We start from the raw sequence: 21,676 nt of genomic DNA, 5'->3' as shown, positions 1-21,676 counted from the left end.
AAAAAACCAGGTGCTTTCATGAGCCAGATCATTTCCGCGCTGTCCGAAGTTTCCAGCCGTTACCAAGCGTTGTTCGTCGATCTTTGGGGCTGCGTCCACAATGGCGTGACCGCCTACCCGGAGGCTGTTGCCGCCCTGCAGCAATACCGAGCCACGGGCGGCACCGTGGTTCTGGTCACCAACTCTCCGAAACCGCGCGCGGGTGTGGCCAGCCAATTGGGCCAGTTCAACGTGCCCGATGACGCCTATGACATCATCGCCACCAGCGGCGACAGCGCGCGCTCGGCCATGTTTCGGGGCACCGTGGGCAACAAGGTCTATTTCATGGGGGAATGGGAGCGGGATGCCGGGTTCTTTGAGCCACTGCATCTGTTGGAAAACCCGGTCGAGATCGAACGCGTGCCCCTGCAAGAAGCCGAAGGGATCGTCTGTTGTGGTCCGTTCGATCCGATGGCCGACCCCGAGGTAAACCGCGCCGATTTCCTGTACGCCAAGACCAAAGGCATGAAACTCTTGTGTGCCAACCCTGATATCGTGGTCGATCGCGGCGAAATTCGCGAATGGTGCGCGGGCGCTCTGGCGCGGCTCTATACTGAAATGGGCGGTGAGAGCCTGTACTTTGGCAAGCCACATCCGCCGATCTATGATCTGGCACGGCGACGTCTGACAAGCTTGGGCAAGGATGTGCCCGATTCCGAAATTCTGGCGATCGGCGACGGCGTGTTGACCGACATTGCAGGCGGCATGGGGGAAGGGATCGATTCCCTTTTCATCTCGGGTGGTCTGGCCGCACAGGAAACAAAAACTGGCTTCAGCCCGGACGCTGACGCGCTAACCACCTATCTGGAAAAGGAAAAGTCCAACCCGACCTACACAATCGGGCGGTTGCGCTGACGAAAAAAGAGCTTGATTTTCTGCACCTGCAAAGTAATAAAGTTGCCTTATCCAGATGGGGCGTGACGTTTTATTGCTGCGCCAATCAGAAAAGAGGACATCATGTTGGACAATCTGCCTCGCGGAACGATCTGCATTGAAGACATCGAAATGGGTATGACCCGGTACCTGCGCAAAGTGGTGACCGATGAGGACATCGAGATGTTTGCCCAAGTGTCCACGGACCGGAACCCGGTGCATCTGGACGATGACTATGCCCGTGACACGATCTTTGAAGGCCGCATTGCACACGGAATGCTGACCGCCGGCCTGATCTCGGCCGTGATCGGAGAGCAGCTGCCCGGACATGGCACGGTCTACATGGGCCAGTCGCTCAAGTTTCTGGCCCCCGTACGCCCCGGTGACATGGTCTATGCCGAGGTCAAGGTGGTGGACATCGAGATGTCCAAGCGCCGCGTAAAGCTGGATTGCCACTGCTCGGTTGATGGCAAAAAGGTCCTGATCGGTGAGGCGATGGTGCTGGCGCCGTCGCGCAAGTTCGACTGAGCTGATCTGCGATACAAGGACACCAAGCCGCCCCATCCGGGCGGCTTTTTCTTTGTCAGCGCATGTTGTGCACGCAGCTCGGGGGGGCTCCCGCCCGTCGGGACATGCATCAAAAGATGCACGCCCTCCCGTTGGGCTGGGCCGCGCCCCCTGCGGGCGCGCGGCGGTCGCGCATGTGGGAAAGTCGGCTTCCCACACGTCGCAGATATCATGTGGTCTTGCACCGGATCGGACATGACGCTAACTCAGCCACATGCGGATCATCCGGGATTATCATTTTGTCGAGCCAGAAGATCGCGGCGCCTGCGCTGCGATCGGCAATTTCGATGGCGTACACATTGGCCATCAATCGGTCATCAACCTGGCACGCGACGTGGCCCCCGACGCCCCATTGGGGGTTCTGACGTTTGAGCCACATCCGCGCGAGTTCTTTGCGCCAGCCGCCCCGCCCTTTCGCCTGATGCGCGCCGTTGCGCGCGCCCATCGGCTTGAGAAACTTGGGGTCGAAAAACTGTATGAGCTGAACTTCAACGTGTCGCTTTCGAACCTGACGCCCGAAGAGTTCGCCCGCAATGTCATCGCCGACGGGCTCGGCCTGAAACACGTGATCGTCGGCGCCGATTTCTGTTTTGGCCAGGGGCGCAAAGGCACCGCGCAGGACCTGCAACGGTTCGGCCAAGAAATGGGGTTTGGTGTCACCATCGCCCCGCTTCTTGAACGGTCCGAGGATATCGTGTCATCCACAGCCATCCGCAAGGCCCTGTCCGACGGGCGCCCCCGTGATGCCGCTGATATGCTGGGCCACTGGCACCGCATCGAAGGCGAGGTTATCGGCGGCGAGCAGCGTGGGCGCGAATTGGGTTATCCCACGGCCAACATGTCCATCGACGGTCTTCACCCGCCCAAGTTCGGCGTCTACGCCGTGCTGGTCGATGTTCTGGATGGCCCCCATGTCGGCAGCTATCACGGCGCGGCCTCGGTTGGGACACGACCGATGTTCAACGGTGAGCATCCCAACATCGAAACCTTCCTGTTCGATTTCTCGGGCGATTTGTATGGGGCGACCCTTTCAGTGGGGCTTGTTGATTATCTGCGGCCCGAACTGAAGTTCGACGGGCTTGACGCCCTGATCACTCAGATGGACGCCGATTGTGATCAGGCCCGCGACATTCTGGCCGCCGTATGAGCGAGCCCATTGATCGCAGCGGGTTGGCCAAGCGGTTTTGGGAACGCAAACCGCTGAGCAAGTTGTCCGACAAAGAGTGGGAAGCGCTCTGCGATGGCTGCGGCAAATGCTGCCTCAACAAGCTGGAAGACGAAGACAGCGGCGAAGTTGCCCTGACCCGTGTGGCTTGCCGATTGCTGGATGACGAAACCTGCCGCTGTGCGCAATATCCGATCCGCCATCAGTTCGTGCCGGAATGCATCGTTTTGAAGCCAGACAACCTGGACACCCATGCTTATTGGATGCCAAAAACCTGCGCTTATCGCTTGTTGTGGCAGGGAAAACCTCTTTACGATTGGCACCCGTTGATATCAGGTGATCCCAACAGCGTGCACAAAGCCGGAGTGTCGGTTCAGGGATGGACTGTGTCCGAGTTTGAAACGCCCGAGGAAGAGTGGGAAGACCACATTATCGAGGAACCGATCTGATGTATTTTGCCTCTGACAACTCAGGGCCCGTTCACCCCCAGGTGCTTGATGCCTTGGCGCGGGCGAACGATGGCTATCAGATGGCCTATGGCGCCGACACTGTGATGAACGACGTGCGCGACAAGATCCGTGGGCTGTTCGAGGCGCCGGGCGCCGCCGTTTACCTGGTGGCCACCGGTACGGCTGCCAATTCGCTGGCCCTGGCAACGCTGTCCGAACCTTGGCAAACCATCTTTTGCTCGCCCCGGTCCCATATCCACGAGGACGAGTGCAACGCGCCCGAATTCTACAGCGGCGCCAAACTGACGCTTGTTCCGGGTGATGAAAAGATGACGCCCCAGGCCTTGCGCCAGAGCATCGCTGGCGAAGAGACGCGCGGCGTGCACGGGCCTCAACGTGGACCGGTGTCGATCACCCAGGTGACCGAGCGTGGCACGATTTACTCACTCGACGAGCTGCGCGCGCTCTGTACCGTGGCCAAAGACTACAACCTGCCCGTCCATCTGGATGGAGCGCGGTTTACAAATGCCATGGTTGCGCTCGGCTGCACCCCGGCCGAGATGACATGGAAAGCTGGAGTGGATGCGGTCAGCTTTGGCGGCACCAAGAACGGGTTGATGGGCGTCGAGGCGGTCGTGTTCTTTGACGAGAGCAAAGCCTGGGAGTTCGAGCTGCGCCGCAAACGCGGGGCACATCTGTTCTCCAAACACCGCTATCTGTCGGCGCAGATGGACGCCTATCTGACGGACGATCTGTGGCTGACCTCGGCGCGCCAGGCCAACGCCAATTGCGCACGTCTGGCCGAAGGCCTGCGCGCGGCTGGGGCACATTTTCTGCACGAGCCGCAAGCCAACATGATCTTTGCCAGCTTCCCACGTGGGGTGCACAAGGCGCTGCATCAGGCGGGGGCCGTCTATCACCTCTGGGGTGCCACCCTCGAGGGTGAAGATGATGAAGAGATGCTGGCCTGCCGTCTGGTCTGCGACTGGTCGATTTCAAACGAGCAGATCGACGTTTTCCTGGCTCTGCTCTAGCACCTACGCCAAAATCGAAGACGCTCGGCAACGGTCGGCACTGCGCCGCGCATAGCGCGGCGCCCGGCCCAACGGGAGGGTGTGCATCTTTGATGCATATCCCGACGGGCGGGAGCACCCCTGTTCGTCAGCGCCAGAACGCCTTTAGATGCAGCGCCACGTCTTGTGGATGCGAGATCGGCACCATGTGCCCAGCGCCCTCAACGACATGACCGATCGCGCCTGGTATGCGCCGCACCAGACCATCGTTGATGCTGCCGATCACGGCTTGAGTTTGCCCACCCCGCAGCAGCATCACGGGCATGTTCAACCCCTGCAGAACACCCGACGTCAACATCCCTGCACGATCATCAAACAGCGCCGCGTCGCAGGCTGGCACCACCGGGATGCCCCGGATCATGGCCGCGCGCGTCGCCTCGGGCAATTGCGGCCAGCGCGGGCCGTCGTCCGTGCTCCACATCCGATTGAACAGCCGGGCCGCTAACGGCCAATCCCCTGCCTGCATGGCCTCCAGATACGGCCGCGCGATCCGGTCATGTTCGGCCACCAACTCAGGCGTGTCTTGCAGGGCAACCGCAAAGAAGACGGGCTCGATCAGGGTCAGGCTGCGCACCAGGTCGGGGCGTTCCACCGCCACGCGCAGTGCAACAGTAGCCCCAAAAGAATGGCCCACCACATCCATAGGTCGGTCGAGCACCATCAGCGCAGCCTCGACATTGCGATCCTGAAAATCTCCCTGTCCATCCCAATCGGCACTTTGGCCATGAGACAGCATGTCAAAGGCGTGGAACGTGGCCTCATCACTCACAAGGGACGCCAGTCGTTTCCACGCACCGGAATGCGCGATGGTGCAATGAATGGCCAAAACGTCACGCGCGCCCTCTCCCATCAGGCGCACGTGGATCGGTTGCGACAGGTCGCGCATCAGCGACTCAAATGCGCGTCCAGATCGGCCAGGCGGTCCTGACCCCAGAACCGTTGCCCGTCTTCCGTCACATAGAAGGGCGAGCCAAAGACACCGCGCTCAATAGCCTCTTCGAGGTTGGCGGCATATGTTTCTGCGCCGACAAGCATGCCGCTGTCGGCCAAGGCCGGATCAAACCCCGCCGCCGCCAGGCACTCACGCACCACAACATCCTCGGCAATGTCCTTCTCTTCGGCCCAACAGGCCCGAAGGATCAGGCGCACCAGCTGCCCCACGTCGCCACCGCCCGCTTTGGCGGCCGCAATGATCGCATAAGACGACGGCGCCGCATTGGTCGGCCAGTGGGCGGGTTTGAGGTTGAAGTCCACTCTCAGGTTCGCTGACCGCCGCAGCAGATCCTGCGCCCGGTATTCGATGCGCGAGGGATGGCGATCCTTGGGCGGTGTGCCTCCGGTGCGGCTGAACAGCGTCATGATATCCACGGGTCTATACGTGATAGACGCGCCATGTTTGGCCGCAATCTGTTCCAGTCCGTCCCCGGCCAGGTAGGCATAGGGTGAAAGTGTCGCAAAATAGTAGTCGATATGGGCCATCTGTCGTTTTCTCCGCGGCGTTACCTTTGCGGGACGGTAAGCCCATGCTAAGCGGTGTCAACATCACGAATCTGTCACATAGCCATTGCTGCCGGGGATATCAGCCAATGCCGACCCTCAACGAACCCAAGCTCATCTCTGGGAACGCCAACCTTCCACTCGCCAAAGCCATTTCACGCCGCATGAGCCTTTATCGGGGGGTCGACCAAGGTTTGGTCGATGCCCGCGTAGAGCGTTTCAACGACGGCGAGATCTTTGTCGAAGTCTTCGAGAACGTCCGTGGCGAGGATATGTTCATCATCCAGCCGACCTCGAACCCGGCCAACGACAACCTGATGGAGCTGCTGATCATCTGCGACGCGCTGCGTCGCTCGTCAGCGCAACGGATCACCGCCGTGATCCCCTACTTCGGCTATGCCCGCCAGGACCGCCGCACCAAGGCGCGCACACCCATCAGTGCCAAACTGGTCGCCAACATGATGGTCGAGGCCGGGGTTGAGCGGGTTTTGACCATGGACTTGCACGCAGCTCAGATTCAGGGTTTCTTCGATATTCCGGTGGACAACCTTTACGCCAGCCCGATCTTTGCGCTGGACGTCAAGAACCAGTTCAAGGGCCGCATGGACGAACTGATGGTCGTTTCGCCTGACGTGGGCGGCGTGGCCCGCGCACGTGAGTTGGCCAAACGGATCAATGCCCCCCTGTCCATCGTGGACAAGCGTCGCGAAAAACCGGGCGAAGTGGCAGAGATGACTGTCATCGGTGACGTCACCGACAAGATCTGCCTGATCGTCGACGACATGTGCGACACGGCTGGAACGCTCTGTAAGGCAGCGCAGGTGCTCCTGGACAACGGCGCGAAAGAGGTCCACTCCTACATCAGCCACGGCGTCATGAGCGGCCCTGCGGTCGAACGTGTGACCAATTCGGTGATGAAATCGCTGGTGATTACGGATTCGATCCAACCGACCGAGGCGATTCTCAACACGCCCAACATCCGCGTGGTCCCGACCGCCCCGATCTTTACCCAGGCCATCCTGAACATCTGGAACGGCACTTCGGTCTCATCGTTGTTTGAGGACAAGACCCTGACCCCGATCTACGAGTCGCTCTATCACATGGATTGAGCAACCGCTCATTCCTGGAAAAACAATGGGCGCCTCAAGGGGCGCCCTTTTTCTTGTTTTGGTGTTTCGACACGATCAAACCGGCGTCTCACTCCTAGAAAATTGTGCCCCGCTCCGCGCACCGATTGGGCGCGCGGAGCGTTGATGCATATCAGAAAACGAAATCGTCAACACTCAAGCTGCCCACAACAACATTCGTGAGCGTTATGGTGTTGTCGGCCCCGACGGTGATAACCGCATCGGAACCCAGTTGGCTAAGGTGATTGTTCGACAAGTCCGAAAAGTCTGTGATGCCCGAGACGTTCGCAAGATTTATCTGTTCCCCAACCTGTGAAACGTCGAAGTCATCGATTGTGTCTTCACCAAAGTTGTTTTCGAATACAAAGACATCACTCCCACTGCCGCCAACCAGCCGGTCATCCCCCAGACCACCGACAAGCGTGTCGTTGCCCGCCTCGCCGTACAAATGATCCACTACGTCCTGGTAGTTCTGATGCGGTGTAATGTCTTGGCCAGATGTCAGCAGATCATCGCCCGATCCACCATAAAGCGTATCCGCATCTGCCGTGGACCAATCCTGCCCGCCGTTCAGCGTGTCGTTCCCAGCGTCGCCATACAGCAGGTCGGTTCCGTTCGACCCCAGGATACTGTCGTTGCCAATACCACCGTAAACCGTATCGCTTCCATAATGATCGCCGTTGTTTTCGGTGCCGGTAAAGATGGTGTCATCGCCATCCCCACCCGAAATATCATCGTTGTTGTGCCCACCTGAGAGGTAGTCGTCCCCTCGCCCACCAACAAGCGTGTCGTTGCCCGCCTCACCATACAACCGATCCACGACGTCCTGGTAGTTCTGGTGGACCGTAATGTCTTGGCCGGATGTCAGCAGATCATCGCCCGATCCACCATAAAGCGTATCGGCATCTGCCGTGGACCAATCCTGCCCGCCGTTCAACGTGTCGTTACCGTCGCCGCCATTCAGCAGGTCGGTTCCGTTCGACCCCATGATACTGTCGCTTCCGTTGCCGCCATGGGCCGTGTCGCTGCCATAATGCCCGCTGTTGTTCTCGGTCCCGGTAAAGATGGTGTCATTGCCAGCCCCACCCGAAACTTCATCGTTGTTGTGCCCGCCTGAGAGGTAGTCACCCCACCCCCCACCAACAAGCGTGTCGTTGCCTGCCTCACCGTACAAACGATCCACGACAGCTTGGTAGTCCGTATGCGGTTTAATGTCTTGGCCCGAAGACAGCAGATCATCGCCCGTTCCACCATACAGCGTGTCGGCATCCGCCGTGGACCAATCCTGCCCGCCGTTCAACGTGTCGTTTCCCAAACCACCATAGAGCAGATCTGTTCCGTTCGATCCGACTATGCTGTCATTGCCATTGCCACCGTCTGCGGTATCGCTTCCATAGTGGGCATCGTTGTTTTCGGTGCCGGTAAATATGGTGTCGTTGCCACTCCCACCAGAAACACTGTCATTGTTGTCTCCACCCGAGAGATAGTCGTTGCCTGCTTCCCCAATCAGCGTGTCGTTGCCTGCGTTCCCCTCGATTGTGTCGGCATTTATCGTGCCATAAAGCCTGTCGCTCTGGTCATTCTGATCATCTCCATAAAGATGAACACCAGCCCCGGTGGATTGATCGGTAATCACGACTTGAGCCAGCTCATATGCGCCAAGATCTATGCGCAGCGTATCGCCGGTTCGGGTCAATTCTGCCGCGCTCAATTGCGTCAATTCCCCCTCACCGTAATAAGCAGTGTTGTCCGTGCCAACCATGCCCAGGCGGGTGACATGAATATGAGAGTTGCTGTCCAGCAGACCTGTCAGATCAGCATCGATGTTCAGATTACTGTCGGTGCCTGAGGTGAAATAGAGCACCGTGCGACCATCGCCCTCAAAAGCCATGACGTAGGCATTGTTTTCATTGTTCAGTTTGAAGTCAGAGATATCGGTCTGCAAATTCGTGCCGATCACATTCTCGGACAGCATGCGATATAGGTACCCGGTCGGCGTTAGATGGGCCCCGTTGTACATGTCCGCCAGAACTGTAGATTTCCGAGCCAAGGATTCAGCCCCGGGTCCTGGAGCAACGGCAGTCCAAAATGTCGCCAGATCCACTCCATTTTCGATCATCTCGGCAAAGGTCCGCATAAGGGGCGCATTGCGTTTCAAGCCGGACAACGCGGTATTGCCTGGCCCATCACCCCCAACGTTCCATTCGGATATTAGCACGAGAAGGTCTTCGCTTGTGTCAGGGTCCCCCCAAGCTTCCTCGATATCTTTCAACCGGCTCTGCAATCCGCCGCCAGCCCCCATTGGATTGCCATTGCCATTCACTGCATAAAAGTGCGTGACGACGCCATCCACAGCAGCATAGGCATCGTCGTCAAATTGACTGCGGACAACCTTATTGCGCTCATCATATTGACTTGCTTGCATGAAGATCATCGGATCCTGCGCCGCGGAAGTCTGCGCCGCGTCGATACCACTCTCGATTTCCTGCGCAATCTTGCCAGCCAACTTGCCAAAATCTATATCGGACCAATTGAAATTGTCCTGATACCATTCATTGCCGATTTCGAAGCCCGCAATTTTGACGGTTCCATCGGCAACCTTGGCATTCTCCATTACTGCCGTAACAAAAGTTCGAATCTCTAGTTTGCTGGCACCAGATATTTTATCACCCTGGGTCGCATCGAAATAGCGCCATGTCGGGACGACAATCACAAGCTCGGCCCCAGTTTCTTCGGCGTAGGCGATCACGTCGCTCAGCGGTGTCAGCTCTTTTTCATTGCTGGAATCCAGATAATCCGTGCCCAACGTTGCGTCAGGGTTCGCCGGATCAAAGAACTGTTCTGTCACTGTCCCGCCGGGATATCGGATGATGTTGTTTTGGACCACGTTCACCAGATCTTCGTAAACTGTATCGGACGTATCGCTCACACGATCCGCATGGATCAATAAGTTCGTGCCAAAGTGAGAGTTGGTTACAGGCGCGGTTTCAGTCGGATTGGCATTAAACGCGAAAGTTTTGATTGTCATCTATTCGATCTCATTTCTGTACTGAAGGGAAACTCGTCAAGAGCTGCACGAACAACCTGAAAATATACAATATCGCCGCTATTAAAAGACTTAATAACCCTTAAGTAGTATAAAATTATCCTAGGAGTGTAACGTAAAATTACAGAAACTACGACGACCACCAACGTCCATATTCTGGGCTTAGTGTTTGTCGACAATCAGAGGGCAGGAATGCGAATAGGTAACTGCTTGAGTAAATAGTCGATCTTGAGGGAATTCGGTCCGTGGGGATAGGCCTGTGCAAAACTATCGCGCGCCGCATCACACGTTCAATATCAAGCCCCCGCAAGGGATGGCTGCGACGCGTTTCAACGTTGTGATCGAACGACACATCCCAGACCAGTATCAGTGTCTACGAGACTGTCACTCATCCCATATAAACAAGGGACACCCCGCCTGCACTTCGACTAGGGCACATCCCAGTCATCATCCGTCGTGACATCCCCGATCGCCATCCAGGCGACGCGGGCGCGGGCAACGCGACTGTCGGCCCAAGTGCGGAACACGATGTCAAAGCCATCGGGTGTGATGCTTTCCGCGACCACTTCGGCCCGGACCGCGGCAGAGGTGTCTACATCCCACAGCGATATTCCCACCTGCACGGCGGGCGTTGATCGAAACGGCTGATCAAAGGTGACAGCGTGTCGGCGCTCTCGTGTGCCCGAGCCTGTCCACATCTCTCCGTCGTTTTCAAAATCTGCAAAAATCTGCGCGTCGCCTTGGGCGATGCCGATGGGATGGGTTTTGAAAGTCTTCATGCGTGTGTCTAATCAATTGCCTGTCGCCATTGTCCGAAAAAAATGGGCAACAACAAGGCACAAAAAAACCGGCCCTCTCTCAAAGGCCGGCTTTGTGATCATTTCACAAGCGCTTACAGGCTCATGTGGTCGCCCAAGGCCTCCATGTCGGCGAGCAGCTTAGCTGCGTCGTCGACAAGCGAGGGGTGTTCCCCTGCCGCCTCATGGGCGCCACGGGCCTCTGCGATCAGCTCGTCCAGATGTGTGCGGGTCACCTCGTCCACCGGGATGGCCTTTTCAGCCAGAACCGACAGACCGTCGCCGTTGATCTGGGCAAAGCCGCCGGTCACAAGATACTCGGTGGTACCTTCGGGACCTTCAGCCTTGAGCACACCAGGGCGCAAGGTGGTGATGGTCGGAGCATGATCGGGCATAGCCGTCATGTCCCCGTCCGCACCCGGGATCTGGACCGCGCTGACCTGAAGCGAAGCAAGGCTCCGCTCCGGGCTGACGAGGTCGAATTGCATCGTGTTTGCCATCAGGGATACTCCTTAGGCAGCTTCTGCGGCCATCTTTTCGGCTTTAGCGATCACTTCGTCGATGCCGCCAACCATCAGGAAGGCTGCTTCGGGCAGGTGGTCGTATTCACCGGCCACAACCGCTTTGAACGACGAAATGGTGACATCCAGGGGAACCTGAACACCCGGCGAACCGGTGAACACCTGAGCAACGTCGAACGGCTGCGACATGAAACGCTCGATCTTACGAGCGCGCGAAACGGTCATCTTATCCTCTTCGGACAGTTCGTCCATGCCGAGGATGGCGATGATGTCCTGCAGCGACTTGTAGCGCTGGAGGATCTGCTGAACGTCGGTCGCAACCTTGTAGTGCTCTTCACCAACGATGGCCGGGTCAAGCAGACGCGAGGTCGAGTCGAGCGGGTCAACAGCCGGGTAGATACCTTTTTCCGAGATCGCACGGTTCAGAACGGTTGTCGCGTCCAGGTGTGCAAACGAGGTTGCAGGCGCAGGGTCGGTCAAGTCATCCGCAGGAACGTAAACGGCCTGAACGGAGGTGATCGAACCGGACTTGGTCGAGGTGATGCGTTCCTGCATCGCGCCCATGTCGGTCGCCAGCGTCGGCTGATAGCCCACAGCCGAAGGAATACGGCCCAGCAGAGCCGAAACTTCGGAACCGGCCTGAGTGAAACGGAAGATGTTGTCGACAAAGAACAGAACGTCAGCACCGGTCGCATCACGGAACTGTTCCGCCAGGGTCAGACCCGACAGAGCAATACGCATACGCGCACCCGGAGGCTCGTTCATCTGGCCGTAAACTAGGGCGATTTTGGATTCGCTCAGGTTTTCGGGAACGATAACGCCGGATTCGATCATCTCGTGGTACAGGTCGTTACCTTCACGAGTACGCTCACCAACACCCGCGAACACGGACACACCCGAGTGCACTTTTGCGATGTTGTTGATCAGTTCCATGATCAGAACGGTTTTACCAACGCCGGCACCGCCGAACAGGCCGATTTTACCGCCTTTGGCGTAGGGCGCCAGCAGGTCGACGACCTTGATGCCGGTGACCAGAACTTCGGATTCAGTTGCCTGATCCGCGAAATCCGGTGCGTCCTGGTGGATCGCGCGGGTTTCGTCGGTTTCAACGGGGCCCTTTTCGTCGATGGGCTCGCCCACAACGTTCAGAATACGGCCCAGGGTCGCGTTGCCGACCGGAACCGCGATCGGTGCGCCGGTGTCGGTCACGGCTGCGCCGCGAACCAGACCTTCGGTCGCGTCCATCGCAATGGTACGGACAGTGTTTTCGCCCAGGTGCTGTGCAACCTCCAAAACCAGCTTCTTGCCGTTGTTGGTGGTGTCCAGCGCGTTCAGAATTTCAGGCAGTGCGTCATCGAATTGGACGTCAACGACGGCCCCGATGATCTGTGTGACTTTGCCTTGTGCATTCGCCATTTTGTGTCTCCGGTTTCTTACAGCGCTTCGGCGCCGGAAATAATTTCAATCAGCTCGTTGGTGATCACGGCCTGACGCGAACGGTTGAACTGGATCGTCAGCTTGTCGATCATTTCACCCGCGTTGCGTGTCGCGTTGTCCATTGCGGACATCCGTGCACCTTGTTCCGAGGCCCCGTTTTCGAGCAGAGCCGAGAAGATCGCGGTCGCAACCCCCTTGGGCAGCAAGTCAGCCAGGATGGCCTCTTCGCTGGGCTCGTAATCGAAGATCGCGCCGCTGTCCTCTCCACCTTCGGTCTCATCGAACGAGGCAGGGATGATTTGCTGCGCTGTTGGGATTTGCGAGACGACATTTTCGAACTTCGAGAAGAAGATCGTCGCGACGTCAAAGTCCCCGGCATCGAAACGGGCCAACACGTCCTTTGCGATGTCCTGCGCGTTGGCATAACCAAGACGCTTGACGTCGCTCAGGTCGACGTGACCCACGAACATATCGCCATAATCGCGCTTGATCGCATCGCGACCTTTTTTGCCGACCGTCAGGATTTTCACCGTCTTGCCTTTTGCGCGCAGCTCGTCCGCTTTGGCGCGGGCAAGTTTGGCGATGTTGCCGTTAAAGCCGCCGCAGAGACCGCGTTCGGCTGTCATTACGACCAGCAGGTGCACATCATCACTGCCCGTACCACGGAGCAGCTTGGGAGCGCTGTCGCTACCCCCGACCGAAGCCGCCAGCCCCGCCATCACGGTGTTGAACCGTTCGGCATAGGGACGGGCACTTTCGGCAGATTCCTGGGCGCGGCGCAGTTTTGCGGCCGCGACCATCTGCATGGCCTTTGTGATCTTGCGGGTCGATTTGACCGACTCGATCCTGTTCTTAAGATCCTTAAGATTTGGCATTGCCGCGTCTCCTTAAGCGAAGGTTGCGGCGTATTCGTCCAGCGCAGCCTTGATCTTGTCGGACGCATCACCCTTGATCTTAGGATCTTCGTTGGTGATCCATTCCAACAGGTCAGCGTGCTTGCCGCGCAGGTGCGCCAGCAGGCCAGCCTCATAGCGACCAACATCGGTCACTTCGATCTTGTCGAGGTAGCCGTTGGTGCCTGCGAAGATGACGCAAACGATTTCCGCGTTGGTCAGCGGCGAATACTGCGGCTGTTTCATCAGCTCGGTCAGACGCGCACCACGGTTCAGTAGCTGCTGAGTTGCGGCGTCAAGGTCGGAACCAAACTGCGCAAACGCAGCCATTTCGCGGTACTGAGCCAGTTCCAGTTTAACCGGACCCGCAACCGACTTCATCGAGTTGGTCTGAGCCGAGGAGCCCACGCGCGAAACCGACAGACCGGTGTTCACAGCAGGACGGATGCCCTGATAGAACAGTTCGGTTTCCAGGAAGATCTGGCCGTCGGTGATCGAGATCACGTTGGTCGGAATAAACGCCGAAACGTCGCCGCCCTGGGTTTCGATGACGGGCAGAGCTGTCAGCGAACCGGCACCGAAGTCTTCGTTCAGCTTGGCCGAACGCTCCAGCAGGCGCGAGTGGAGGTAGAAAACGTCGCCAGGATAAGCTTCACGTCCGGGCGGACGACGCAGCAGCAGCGACATCTGACGATACGAAACGGCCTGTTTGGACAAGTCATCATAGATGATCAGGGCGTGCTTGCCGTTGTCACGGAAGAATTCGGCCATCGCGGTCGCAGCGTAAGGCGCCAGGAACTGCATTGGGGCCGGGTCGGACGCGGTCGCAGCAACAACGATCGAGTAGTCGATTGCGCCGGACTCTTCCAGTTTCTTCACCAGCTGAGCAACAGTCGAACGCTTCTGACCAACAGCAACGTACACGCAGTACAGTTTCTTGCTCTCATCATCGCCAGCGGCGTCGTTGACCGACTTCTGGTTCAGGATGGTGTCGAGGGCAACAGCGGTTTTACCGGTCTGACGGTCACCAATGATCAGCTCACGCTGGCCACGGCCGATCGGGATCATCGCGTCGACCGATTTCAGGCCGGTTGCCATCGGCTCGTGCACCGATTTACGCGGAATGATGCCCGGCGCTTTGACGTCTGCAACGCCGCGCTCGGTGGATTCGATGGGGCCTTTGCCGTCCAGCGGGTTGCCCAGGCCGTCAACAACACGACCCAGCAGACCGGTGCCGATCGGCACGTCCACGATCGAGTTGGTACGCTTGACGGTGTCGCCTTCTTTGATGTCACGGTCGGAACCGAAGATAACCACACCAACGTTGTCGCTTTCCAGGTTCAGCGCCATGCCCATGATGCCGCCGGGGAATTCGACCATTTCACCAGCCTGAACGTTGTCGAGGCCGTACACGCGGGCGATACCGTCGCCGACGCTCAGCACGCGACCGATTTCGGCCACTTCTGCGTCCTGACCAAAGTTCTTGATCTGGTCCTTCAGGATTGCAGAAATCTCTGCAGCTTGGATACCCATTTATCCGACCTCTTTCATTGCATTCTGGAGGGAGTTGAGCTTGGAGCGGATCGAGGTGTCGATCATCTTCGAGCCCACTTTAACGACAAGACCGCCGATGAGATCTTCATCAACGGTCGCATTGATAGTCACGGTTTTGCCCACGCGCTCGGACAGCGTCTTGGACAGTTTTTCCAATTGAGTCTTGGTCAGTGCCTTGGCGGATGCGACGTCTGCGGTCACTTCGCCACGGGCCTCTGCCAGTGCCTCGTGCAGCGCGGTCAGCAGCTGCGGCACGACGAACAGGCGACGCTTCTGTGCCATCAAACCCAGCGAGTTCTTCAGAACCGGATCCAGGCCCATCTTGTCTGCAACAGCAGCGATGGCCGCCTCTTGCTCGGCGCGCGATACGACGGGCGAGGACAGCAGGTCGCGCAGATCAGCGCTGTCTGCCAGGGCAGCAACCAGATCGTTGATGCCGGTTTCCAGACCGTCGAGGTTGTTGTTCTCTTTCGCGATCTCAAAAATCGCTGTGGCATAGCGCTCGGCAATGCCTGCGGAAATCGAAGCTGGTTCGGACACGTCCACCCTTCCGATACGTTGGCCCCGAAATCACCAGATCAGGCAACACGGGGGCGTGAAGAAACCCCACCGTGGCGGCAGGGCATCAAATTCTTGGGGGATGTAGCAGAGCGTTTGCGACCTAGCAATAACCTATAGCGGTAACGGATTTATCCACATATTGTTTATTTTCAACACCTTACCGAAACTGCGACCGTTTGTGTCGGGTCGAGGGGTTGAAAAATGTTACCAAATTGCAGGTTTTTGCGATTCCTGTGACGGATTTCCGTCAGGTTGCCGCATAACTGGCCTCATCAATAGGTCCAGATTCCGCAGATCGGGAAGCCACTCGCCCCAAACCAGATCAGAACCACACATGGTCCCGCAGGGGTTGCCATTTCCTTTGACGCCACTTAGCGTCCAGCGCAGTAATTTCATGTGCCAGATTAGGAACTTACCGTGCTTTTGATAGGATTGTTTGCGTTGATGGGGGTCGCGGCAACGGTTGCTGTTGTCGACTTGGTTCAAGATGACGACGCCGACAGCGAGCAGATCCCACAGGATGATACCCCGGAGGAATCGGACAATAGCCGCGGAACTGCAGGCGACGACGACGTGTACATCGGGAGCAACGCGGCCTTTGACGGACTTCTTGGAGACGACACAATTGAGGCGTCGGATGGCGCAACCATCTCGGGTGGCGCAGGTGATGACAGCATCAGCGTTGCTGACGAAGGGAGAGTTTATGGCGGCGCCGGAGATGACACTATTTTTGGCGAGCATCGCTCTACCCTGTTCGGAGGTGAAGGCAGCGACCGGATTACCGCACACAGCTACAGCGGAGTTTTCGGCGGAGATGGCGACGACAGCCTGGGCAACACTTCGGGTACGTCCAACACGACCTTACGCGGCGAAGACGGGGATGACCGCTTATGGGTCACCTCAAGCTCGGTTGCTTTTGGAGGAGACGGCAATGATACTCTCTATGGGTTGAACGGGAGCACGTTGCACGGTGGCGCCGGCGATGACGAGATCGAGACAGCTTGGTATATCCCCGATCAGAAGCACTTGTCCGCCTTCGGTAACGACGGCAACGACACGCTAACCATATGGGCTGGATTGGGCCACGGGGGGGCGGGCGATGACGTGCTCATGGCCGAAGTCGACGATGACCTGTTAGACCGTACTGATCTGATCACGCTGACCGGCGGAGAAGGAACCGACAGTTTCACTGTATCTTTTGGTTCCGCTGAACGTGGTTGGGCAGGTCCGGATCCGCTTACCTCACCCCCACTGGTCACGATCACCGATTTCGACCCCGAGACCGAGCAGCTCTTGATCGAAGATCACGACAGTGCCCCCTTAGAGTCGCTGGAAATCCAACCGGCTGCTGACGGCAGCTATACCGATGTCATTGCTCAATTCGAAGAGGATTTGATTAAGGGCCGTCATAGAGACGATTACCACCCATCTTTCGCAATTCGCCTCGACGGCGTCTCGTCCCTCAGCGAAGAGGACATCAGGGTTGTCAACTCGTCCGATGGAACCACACTGGCCTTGCAAAGTGGCACCCAAGGTGATGACACCCTTGTTGCTGCATCAGACACGTATGTGTTGACCGGTTCAGGTGACGACCAGGTAATGACGTCCCAGGACAACTCTACCGTCCACGCAGGAGGCGGCAACGACACTGTCTTGGCCACAGCGCGCACCGTCAGCATCTATGGTGGCATGGGGGATGACTCGATCTCGCTGTCTGGAGAGGGCTCATACGCTTATGGTGGAAACGGTAGTGATACCATCACCGCCCACGGCGAGAATGTGACTGTCCATGGCGGTACCGGCGATGACACACTCGTCTCGGAACGCGGCACCGAGGCAAGCGTTTTCTATGGTGGCTCAGGCTTCAACACATTCGAAATCGGTCTTGGGGATACGGTTAACCTTGCGACAGATGGAAACTATACGCTGAACGTCTATCCCGAGGATCTTGAGGGTTCCCCAGCCCTCATTGACGGCGTGTATTTGCCTGAGGCCGATGTGATTTTGAACCTCCCTCCAGACGTGACAGGGGATCTTTCGCTCCGGTCCGTGATGGTTGAAGGGGAACGGTTCCCGTTTCAAGCGATCACCGTTACTACGCAAAGCAGTCAGGATCTGCTGACGGTGAACACGAAACAAGACGTCGAGGCCTCGCTTGACCTGTTCACCATCAACCGCGATGTGGTGTTCTAGGGTCAGGCCAGCTTTGGCAGCGCTTGGACACTGCGCTCGAAAAAATCACCCGCGCGGTTTCGCAGGGAACTGGCCGACTGATGCCCGCGAAACATCAATCTGTTTCTCGCCATATGGCTGCAGTCCCACTTGAATCGCTTTAGCGTCAATTTCCAGATTAGCATTTCAGGACGCATTTATGATTGCAGCCATTCTAGCGACCGTTGTTGGGGCAATTGCCATTGGATCCATGGTCGATTCTTCGAACCAATCCGACGACGAGCTGCTGCCTATGGACGACACTCCAGACGAGCCGGATGCACCTGTTCCGCCAGAGTTTCCACTTGGCACCGCTGGTGAAGACCAAATATCCGTTGAGGACGGTGGATCCTTTGACGCCCTGGGCGGTGATGACACATTGGATGTGGGCGACAATGCCTCGGTACGAGGTGGAAGCGGCAATGACAGCATTAAGGCCGACGACGGCGGCCGGTCATATGGCGGAGACGGTGACGATACAATCTCGGGCGGTGATGAAGCCACTATTTACGGTGAAGCGGGTAATGACCGCCTCTCGGGTTTCAGCCGGAGTGAATTAAGCGGTGGCGAGGGTGATGATACCATCCGCGGGGATGAAAGCCTGTTATACGGAGGTGCAGGAAATGACGTTCTTTCCATCAGCTCAGGGCGTGCGAGTGGTGGCGATGGAAACGATACTCTCTTTGGCGCAGACGGCTCCAGATTGTCCGGAGGCGCAGGTGACGATGTTCTGACCAGTGCACCGGCGGACGGCGGCACCTAAAGCACCAACGCCTCTGGCGGAGAGGGCAACGACCGCATACTTGCCTACAGCGGAAAGGCTGACGGGGGTGCGGGAGAAGATACCCTTTTTGCCAGCGTTGCAGAAAACTTCGCCGACGAAATAGGACGGATCACCCTGACAGGTGGGGACGGCGTGGATCGGTTTGGCTTCAAAACGAGCATTTACCCTGATGAGCAATCGGGAAGGAATGCCTACGACGCCCCGCCTCCATCTGATGACCCTGCGGACACGTCAGACGCCGAGCCCGCCGACACAGCAGACGAGGATTACGAACGTAATATACTACAGACCGTTACAATCACCGATTTCGACCCCCAAACCGAGCAGCTGGCCATCGAAGAGGAGGAGCACATAACTCTGTCAGAAATCGAGATTGAACCAGCAGAGGACGGCAGCCATACGGATGTGATTGCGCATTACCTCTTCAACTCTCCCGCGGGATGGGCGCGATCCGACGAGCCACTTTCGTTCTTGATCCGGCTCGAGGGCGTGCCGACCTTGAGTGACGACCAAATTGTCATCAACGGATACCCCGAGGGCACACCCCTTACCTTGGAAGTCGGCACAGACGAGAATGACGTTCTGGTCGCTGATGCAGGCGAAGCCGTGGTAACCGGCGCGGGCGATGACCAGGTCACGTCAGACAGCGACAATGCAATTGTTCGCCTTGGTGATGGCAATGACAGCTTTGTAGCCATTGGCGAAAACATCAACGTCGATGGCGGCGCAGGCAATGATGTGCTCACCCTGCCCGGTGACACATCCTATGCCTATGGCGGCAACGGTGATGATACTATCGTCGCGCGCGCGGGCGATGTGTCGGCCGACGGCGGGTACGGCGATGACAGCTTTGTGGCCGAACGCGGCTCGGGCACCAACAGCTTTGCCGGCGGGCCCGGGTTCGATAGCTATGTGATCGGCCCAGGGGACACAATCGCCGACTTTGGCGATGGGCAGTACACGCTGAACGTCTATCCCGAAGACCTGGCCCAGGGTCCGGCACTGCTGGATGGCCCGTATTTCCCCAACAGCGAGGTGGTCCTGAACCTGCCACCCGAGGTGACCGGTGATCTGTCAATCACAGCCACCCAGGTGGACGCCCCTCGATCACCCTATCAGCTGATCACAATCAGCACGCAAAGCGGTCAGGATCTGCTGGAGGTGCGGACAGCCCCCCAACTTGAGGCCTCAATTGATCTTTTCACCATCAACCGTGATGTGGTGTTCCAAAGTGTTTCAGGCTTTACCTGAATCATTCAACGGCACGAATGTCCCGAGAATGCCAAAGGCGCAGCAGGGTATTCGTGCCTCACTTCAAAACCGAAACGCTATAGGGTCAGGCCGGTTTTGGCAGCGGGTTGGACAGGCCTTCGAGGATGCGGATGCGGCTTGGCACCTTGTCCTTGATCCCCGCGCCCCGTGGCGGATGCAGACGTTTGGACACTTCGACCAAAAAGACGCCGCCTGCCATGATCGTCGGGATACGTGTTCCGGTGCGCTCCAACAGCGGGCCGGATTTCAGCCAGAAGCGTTTGAAGGACGGCGGGTGATACAGTGCCGAGCAGTGGAACTCGGGCTCGAACTCATGCTTTCGCAACTGCGCCTCAAGCTGGGTGAGCGTATAGGGGCGGCCGTAGCCGAACGGTGTCTTGTCCGACCGCGACCATAGGCCCGCCCGGTTTGGCACCACAAACAGCGCCCTGCCTCCCGGGCCCAGAACCCGCCAGCATTCATCCAGCAAGTCCGAAGGCCGTTCGGACGTTTCCAGCCCGTGCATCACGATCAGCCGGTCGATATGTCCCGTCTCGATCGGCCAAAGCGTCTCTTCGACCAGGACCGAGACATTGGGTTGCCCCGCAGGCCAGGCCATCACCCCCTGTGGCCCAGGCATCAGCCCGATCACCCGACGCGCATCGCCCAGATAGGGGCGCAGCAACGGCACGGCAAAGCCGAACCCCGCGATGGTCTGCCCGGTGGCTTGCGGCCAGATCGCTTGCACACGACCGCGCACAGCTGCCTGCGCCGCACGTCCCAATGTGCTGCGGTAGTAAAAATTCCTAAGATCCTGCACATCAAGATGCATTGCGGACGCCCGTATGATCAGCCAAGCTGCGGATCAGTTTAGCAACGAAAGGTCAAAAGGCCATGCCTCTCGAGATCGTCACCATTCCCTGCCTCTCAGACAACTATGCCTTTCTGGCCCATGATGACGCAAGCGGAGAAACCGCGCTTGTGGACGCCCCCGAAGCCGGGCCCATCCTGGCCGAGCTTGAGGCGCGCGGATGGTCGCTCAGCCACGTGTTACTGACGCATCACCATTGGGACCATGTGGACGGTTTGGGCGGCATTCTGGCCAAACACCCCGCAAAGGTCATCGGGGCCGCCGCAGACGCGCACCGCCTGCCTGCCCTGGATGCCCAAGTGAAGGACGGGGACACATTCGAATTTGGCGGCGAAGCCGTGCATGTCATGGACGTTTCGGGCCACACTGTCGGCCACATCGCCTTTCACATGCCTGCAAGCTCGGTTCTGTTCACCGCCGACAGCCTGATGGCACTGGGCTGTGGCCGCCTGTTCGAGGGCACCCCGGACCAAATGTGGGCCTCGCTGTGCAAAATGGCCGCCCTGCCCCCCGAAACTACAGTATGTTCGGGCCACGAATACACCCAATCCAATGGCGCCTTTGCGGTTACAATCGAGCCTGAGAATGCCGATCTACAAACCCGCGTGGCCGATATCGCCCAAGCCCGCGCCGCTGGTAAACCCACCGTTCCATCGTCTTTGGCACTGGAATTGGCAACTAACCCCTTTCTGCGCGCCGCAGAGCCGGGTATTGCAGCCAATCTGGGCATGTTTGGCGCCGATCCGGCGGCTGTGTTCACCGAAATCCGGTCGCGCAAGGACAAATTCTGATCCCTTCGCAGCCCGGTTCACAACAACAGTCACAACAAATGTGACCGCTAAATGAAAGAAAACCCTTGAAGCCGGGCAAACATCAACCAAACTCTAATACTATGAGGACATGGTTGGCTGTTGGGGGTGCCTCCATCCCACGCCCCGCCCGACCCAAGACAGAGGAGCA

At 58.0% G+C, this 21,676-nt stretch carries 20 protein-coding genes; 10 read left to right on the top strand and 10 right to left on the bottom strand.

The window, feature by feature from the left end:
- Positions 1 to 18: 18 nt before the first annotated feature.
- From TRM7615_RS09095 to TRM7615_RS09075, 5 genes are all read left to right on the top strand, one after another.
- On the top strand, positions 19 to 894 hold the full coding sequence (locus TRM7615_RS09095) for a TIGR01459 family HAD-type hydrolase (protein WP_108786688.1): 876 nt from the start codon (positions 19 to 21) through the stop codon (positions 892 to 894).
- A gap of 102 nt (positions 895 to 996) precedes the next feature.
- Positions 997 to 1,440, top strand: coding sequence for a MaoC family dehydratase (locus TRM7615_RS09090; protein ID WP_108786686.1), 444 nt, complete (start codon positions 997 to 999; stop codon positions 1,438 to 1,440).
- A gap of 253 nt (positions 1,441 to 1,693) precedes the next feature.
- Positions 1,694 to 2,626, top strand: coding sequence for a bifunctional riboflavin kinase/FAD synthetase (locus TRM7615_RS09085; RefSeq protein ID WP_108786684.1), 933 nt, complete (start codon positions 1,694 to 1,696; stop codon positions 2,624 to 2,626).
- Positions 2,623 to 3,093, top strand: coding sequence for a YcgN family cysteine cluster protein (locus tag TRM7615_RS09080; RefSeq protein WP_108786682.1), 471 nt, complete (start codon positions 2,623 to 2,625; stop codon positions 3,091 to 3,093). The genes TRM7615_RS09085 and TRM7615_RS09080 overlap by 4 nt, the downstream gene beginning before the upstream one ends.
- Positions 3,093 to 4,127: a threonine aldolase family protein gene (locus TRM7615_RS09075; protein WP_108786680.1), complete on the top strand. Its 1,035-nt coding sequence runs from the start codon at positions 3,093 to 3,095 to the stop codon at positions 4,125 to 4,127. Before TRM7615_RS09080 ends, TRM7615_RS09075 begins: the two co-directional genes overlap by 1 nt.
- Before the next feature lie 127 nt (positions 4,128 to 4,254).
- On the opposite strand, the gene TRM7615_RS09070 is transcribed toward TRM7615_RS09075, so the two are convergent.
- Both TRM7615_RS09070 and TRM7615_RS09065 read right to left on the bottom strand, forming a co-directional pair.
- On the bottom strand, positions 4,255 to 5,052 hold the full coding sequence (locus TRM7615_RS09070; RefSeq protein WP_108786678.1) for an alpha/beta fold hydrolase: 798 nt from the start codon (positions 5,050 to 5,052) through the stop codon (positions 4,255 to 4,257).
- Positions 5,052 to 5,645, bottom strand: a complete 594-nt coding sequence (locus TRM7615_RS09065; RefSeq protein WP_108786676.1) for a 2-hydroxychromene-2-carboxylate isomerase — start codon at positions 5,643 to 5,645, stop codon at positions 5,052 to 5,054. Before TRM7615_RS09065 ends, TRM7615_RS09070 begins: the two co-directional genes overlap by 1 nt.
- 107 nt (positions 5,646 to 5,752) lie before the next feature.
- On the opposite strand from TRM7615_RS09065, the gene TRM7615_RS09060 reads away from it, so the two are divergent.
- Positions 5,753 to 6,772, top strand: coding sequence for a ribose-phosphate pyrophosphokinase (locus TRM7615_RS09060; protein WP_108786674.1), 1,020 nt, complete (start codon positions 5,753 to 5,755; stop codon positions 6,770 to 6,772).
- A 151-nt stretch (positions 6,773 to 6,923) separates the two neighbouring features.
- On the opposite strand, the gene TRM7615_RS09055 is transcribed toward TRM7615_RS09060, so the two are convergent.
- The 7 genes from TRM7615_RS09055 to TRM7615_RS09025 form a co-directional block, all read right to left on the bottom strand.
- Positions 6,924 to 9,818, bottom strand: coding sequence for a calcium-binding protein (locus tag TRM7615_RS09055; RefSeq protein WP_108786672.1), 2,895 nt, complete (start codon positions 9,816 to 9,818; stop codon positions 6,924 to 6,926).
- Positions 9,819 to 10,264: 446 nt separating this feature from the next.
- Positions 10,265 to 10,615, bottom strand: a complete 351-nt coding sequence (locus TRM7615_RS09050) for an H-type lectin domain-containing protein (protein ID WP_108786670.1) — start codon at positions 10,613 to 10,615, stop codon at positions 10,265 to 10,267.
- Between the two features lie 113 nt (positions 10,616 to 10,728).
- A complete protein-coding gene (locus TRM7615_RS09045; RefSeq protein WP_108786668.1) occupies positions 10,729 to 11,133 on the bottom strand; it encodes a F0F1 ATP synthase subunit epsilon in 405 nt (134 codons plus the stop codon).
- Positions 11,134 to 11,145: 12 nt separating this feature from the next.
- Positions 11,146 to 12,570, bottom strand: coding sequence for a F0F1 ATP synthase subunit beta (gene atpD, locus TRM7615_RS09040; RefSeq protein WP_108786666.1), 1,425 nt, complete (start codon positions 12,568 to 12,570; stop codon positions 11,146 to 11,148).
- Between the two features lie 17 nt (positions 12,571 to 12,587).
- Entirely contained in the window at positions 12,588 to 13,466 is an 879-nt protein-coding gene (locus tag TRM7615_RS09035; protein WP_108786664.1) for a F0F1 ATP synthase subunit gamma, read from the bottom strand.
- A 12-nt stretch (positions 13,467 to 13,478) separates the two neighbouring features.
- Positions 13,479 to 15,017, bottom strand: coding sequence for a F0F1 ATP synthase subunit alpha (gene atpA, locus TRM7615_RS09030; RefSeq protein WP_108786662.1), 1,539 nt, complete (start codon positions 15,015 to 15,017; stop codon positions 13,479 to 13,481).
- On the bottom strand, positions 15,018 to 15,578 hold the full coding sequence (locus TRM7615_RS09025) for a F0F1 ATP synthase subunit delta (protein ID WP_108786660.1): 561 nt from the start codon (positions 15,576 to 15,578) through the stop codon (positions 15,018 to 15,020). It lies immediately after the preceding gene.
- Positions 15,579 to 16,016: 438 nt separating this feature from the next.
- Between TRM7615_RS09025 and TRM7615_RS09020 the strand changes: the two genes are divergently transcribed.
- The 3 genes from TRM7615_RS09020 to TRM7615_RS09010 all read left to right on the top strand — a co-directional run bounded on the left by TRM7615_RS09020 (position 16,017) and on the right by TRM7615_RS09010 (position 19,845).
- A complete protein-coding gene (locus tag TRM7615_RS09020) occupies positions 16,017 to 17,792 on the top strand; it encodes a calcium-binding protein (RefSeq protein WP_108786658.1) in 1,776 nt (591 codons plus the stop codon).
- A 178-nt stretch (positions 17,793 to 17,970) separates the two neighbouring features.
- Positions 17,971 to 18,573 carry a calcium-binding protein gene (locus TRM7615_RS09015; protein WP_108786656.1) on the top strand — a complete coding sequence of 201 codons (603 nt, stop codon included), beginning with the start codon at positions 17,971 to 17,973 and terminating at the stop codon, positions 18,571 to 18,573.
- A gap of 153 nt (positions 18,574 to 18,726) precedes the next feature.
- Positions 18,727 to 19,845, top strand: a complete 1,119-nt coding sequence (locus TRM7615_RS09010) for a calcium-binding protein (RefSeq protein ID WP_108786654.1) — start codon at positions 18,727 to 18,729, stop codon at positions 19,843 to 19,845.
- Between the two features lie 85 nt (positions 19,846 to 19,930).
- Here the strand turns inward: TRM7615_RS09010 and TRM7615_RS09005 are convergent, their stop codons facing one another.
- The gene (locus tag TRM7615_RS09005; protein WP_108786652.1) at positions 19,931 to 20,677 is read right to left on the bottom strand and encodes a methyltransferase domain-containing protein; all 747 of its coding nucleotides are present in this window, start codon (positions 20,675 to 20,677) and stop codon (positions 19,931 to 19,933) included.
- A 62-nt stretch (positions 20,678 to 20,739) separates the two neighbouring features.
- On the opposite strand from TRM7615_RS09005, the gene gloB reads away from it, so the two are divergent.
- Positions 20,740 to 21,507 (top strand): hydroxyacylglutathione hydrolase, encoded by a 768-nt coding sequence (gene gloB, locus TRM7615_RS09000; protein ID WP_108786650.1) that lies wholly within the window; start codon positions 20,740 to 20,742, stop codon positions 21,505 to 21,507.
- The last annotated feature ends 169 nt before the right edge of the window (positions 21,508 to 21,676 follow it).

The organism is Falsiruegeria mediterranea M17 (genome assembly GCF_900302455.1).
GTDB classification, from domain to species: Bacteria; Pseudomonadota; Alphaproteobacteria; order Rhodobacterales; family Rhodobacteraceae; genus Falsiruegeria; species Falsiruegeria mediterranea.
This window is presented reverse-complemented; position numbering and strand designations above follow the sequence as displayed.

Bases quoted from the DNA above. Each gene is read 5' to 3' on its own strand.
- TRM7615_RS09095 (WP_108786688.1), top strand. From the start codon at position 19: ATGAGCCAGATCATTTCCGCGCTGTCCGAAGTTTCCAGCCGTTACCAA.
- TRM7615_RS09090 (WP_108786686.1), top strand. From the start codon at position 997: ATGTTGGACAATCTGCCTCGCGGAACGATCTGCATTGAAGACATCGAA.
- TRM7615_RS09085 (WP_108786684.1), top strand. From the start codon at position 1,694: ATGCGGATCATCCGGGATTATCATTTTGTCGAGCCAGAAGATCGCGGC.
- TRM7615_RS09080 (WP_108786682.1), top strand. From the start codon at position 2,623: ATGAGCGAGCCCATTGATCGCAGCGGGTTGGCCAAGCGGTTTTGGGAA.
- TRM7615_RS09075 (WP_108786680.1), top strand. From the start codon at position 3,093: ATGTATTTTGCCTCTGACAACTCAGGGCCCGTTCACCCCCAGGTGCTT.
- TRM7615_RS09070 (WP_108786678.1), bottom strand. From the start codon at position 5,052: ATGCGCGACCTGTCGCAACCGATCCACGTGCGCCTGATGGGAGAGGGC.
- TRM7615_RS09065 (WP_108786676.1), bottom strand. From the start codon at position 5,645: ATGGCCCATATCGACTACTATTTTGCGACACTTTCACCCTATGCCTAC.
- TRM7615_RS09060 (WP_108786674.1), top strand. From the start codon at position 5,753: ATGCCGACCCTCAACGAACCCAAGCTCATCTCTGGGAACGCCAACCTT.
- TRM7615_RS09055 (WP_108786672.1), bottom strand. From the start codon at position 9,818: ATGACAATCAAAACTTTCGCGTTTAATGCCAATCCGACTGAAACCGCG.
- TRM7615_RS09050 (WP_108786670.1), bottom strand. From the start codon at position 10,615: ATGAAGACTTTCAAAACCCATCCCATCGGCATCGCCCAAGGCGACGCG.
- TRM7615_RS09045 (WP_108786668.1), bottom strand. From the start codon at position 11,133: ATGGCAAACACGATGCAATTCGACCTCGTCAGCCCGGAGCGGAGCCTT.
- atpD (WP_108786666.1), bottom strand. From the start codon at position 12,570: ATGGCGAATGCACAAGGCAAAGTCACACAGATCATCGGGGCCGTCGTT.
- TRM7615_RS09035 (WP_108786664.1), bottom strand. From the start codon at position 13,466: ATGCCAAATCTTAAGGATCTTAAGAACAGGATCGAGTCGGTCAAATCG.
- atpA (WP_108786662.1), bottom strand. From the start codon at position 15,017: ATGGGTATCCAAGCTGCAGAGATTTCTGCAATCCTGAAGGACCAGATC.
- TRM7615_RS09015 (WP_108786656.1), top strand. From the start codon at position 17,971: ATGATTGCAGCCATTCTAGCGACCGTTGTTGGGGCAATTGCCATTGGA.
- TRM7615_RS09005 (WP_108786652.1), bottom strand. From the start codon at position 20,677: ATGCATCTTGATGTGCAGGATCTTAGGAATTTTTACTACCGCAGCACA.
- gloB (WP_108786650.1), top strand. From the start codon at position 20,740: ATGCCTCTCGAGATCGTCACCATTCCCTGCCTCTCAGACAACTATGCC.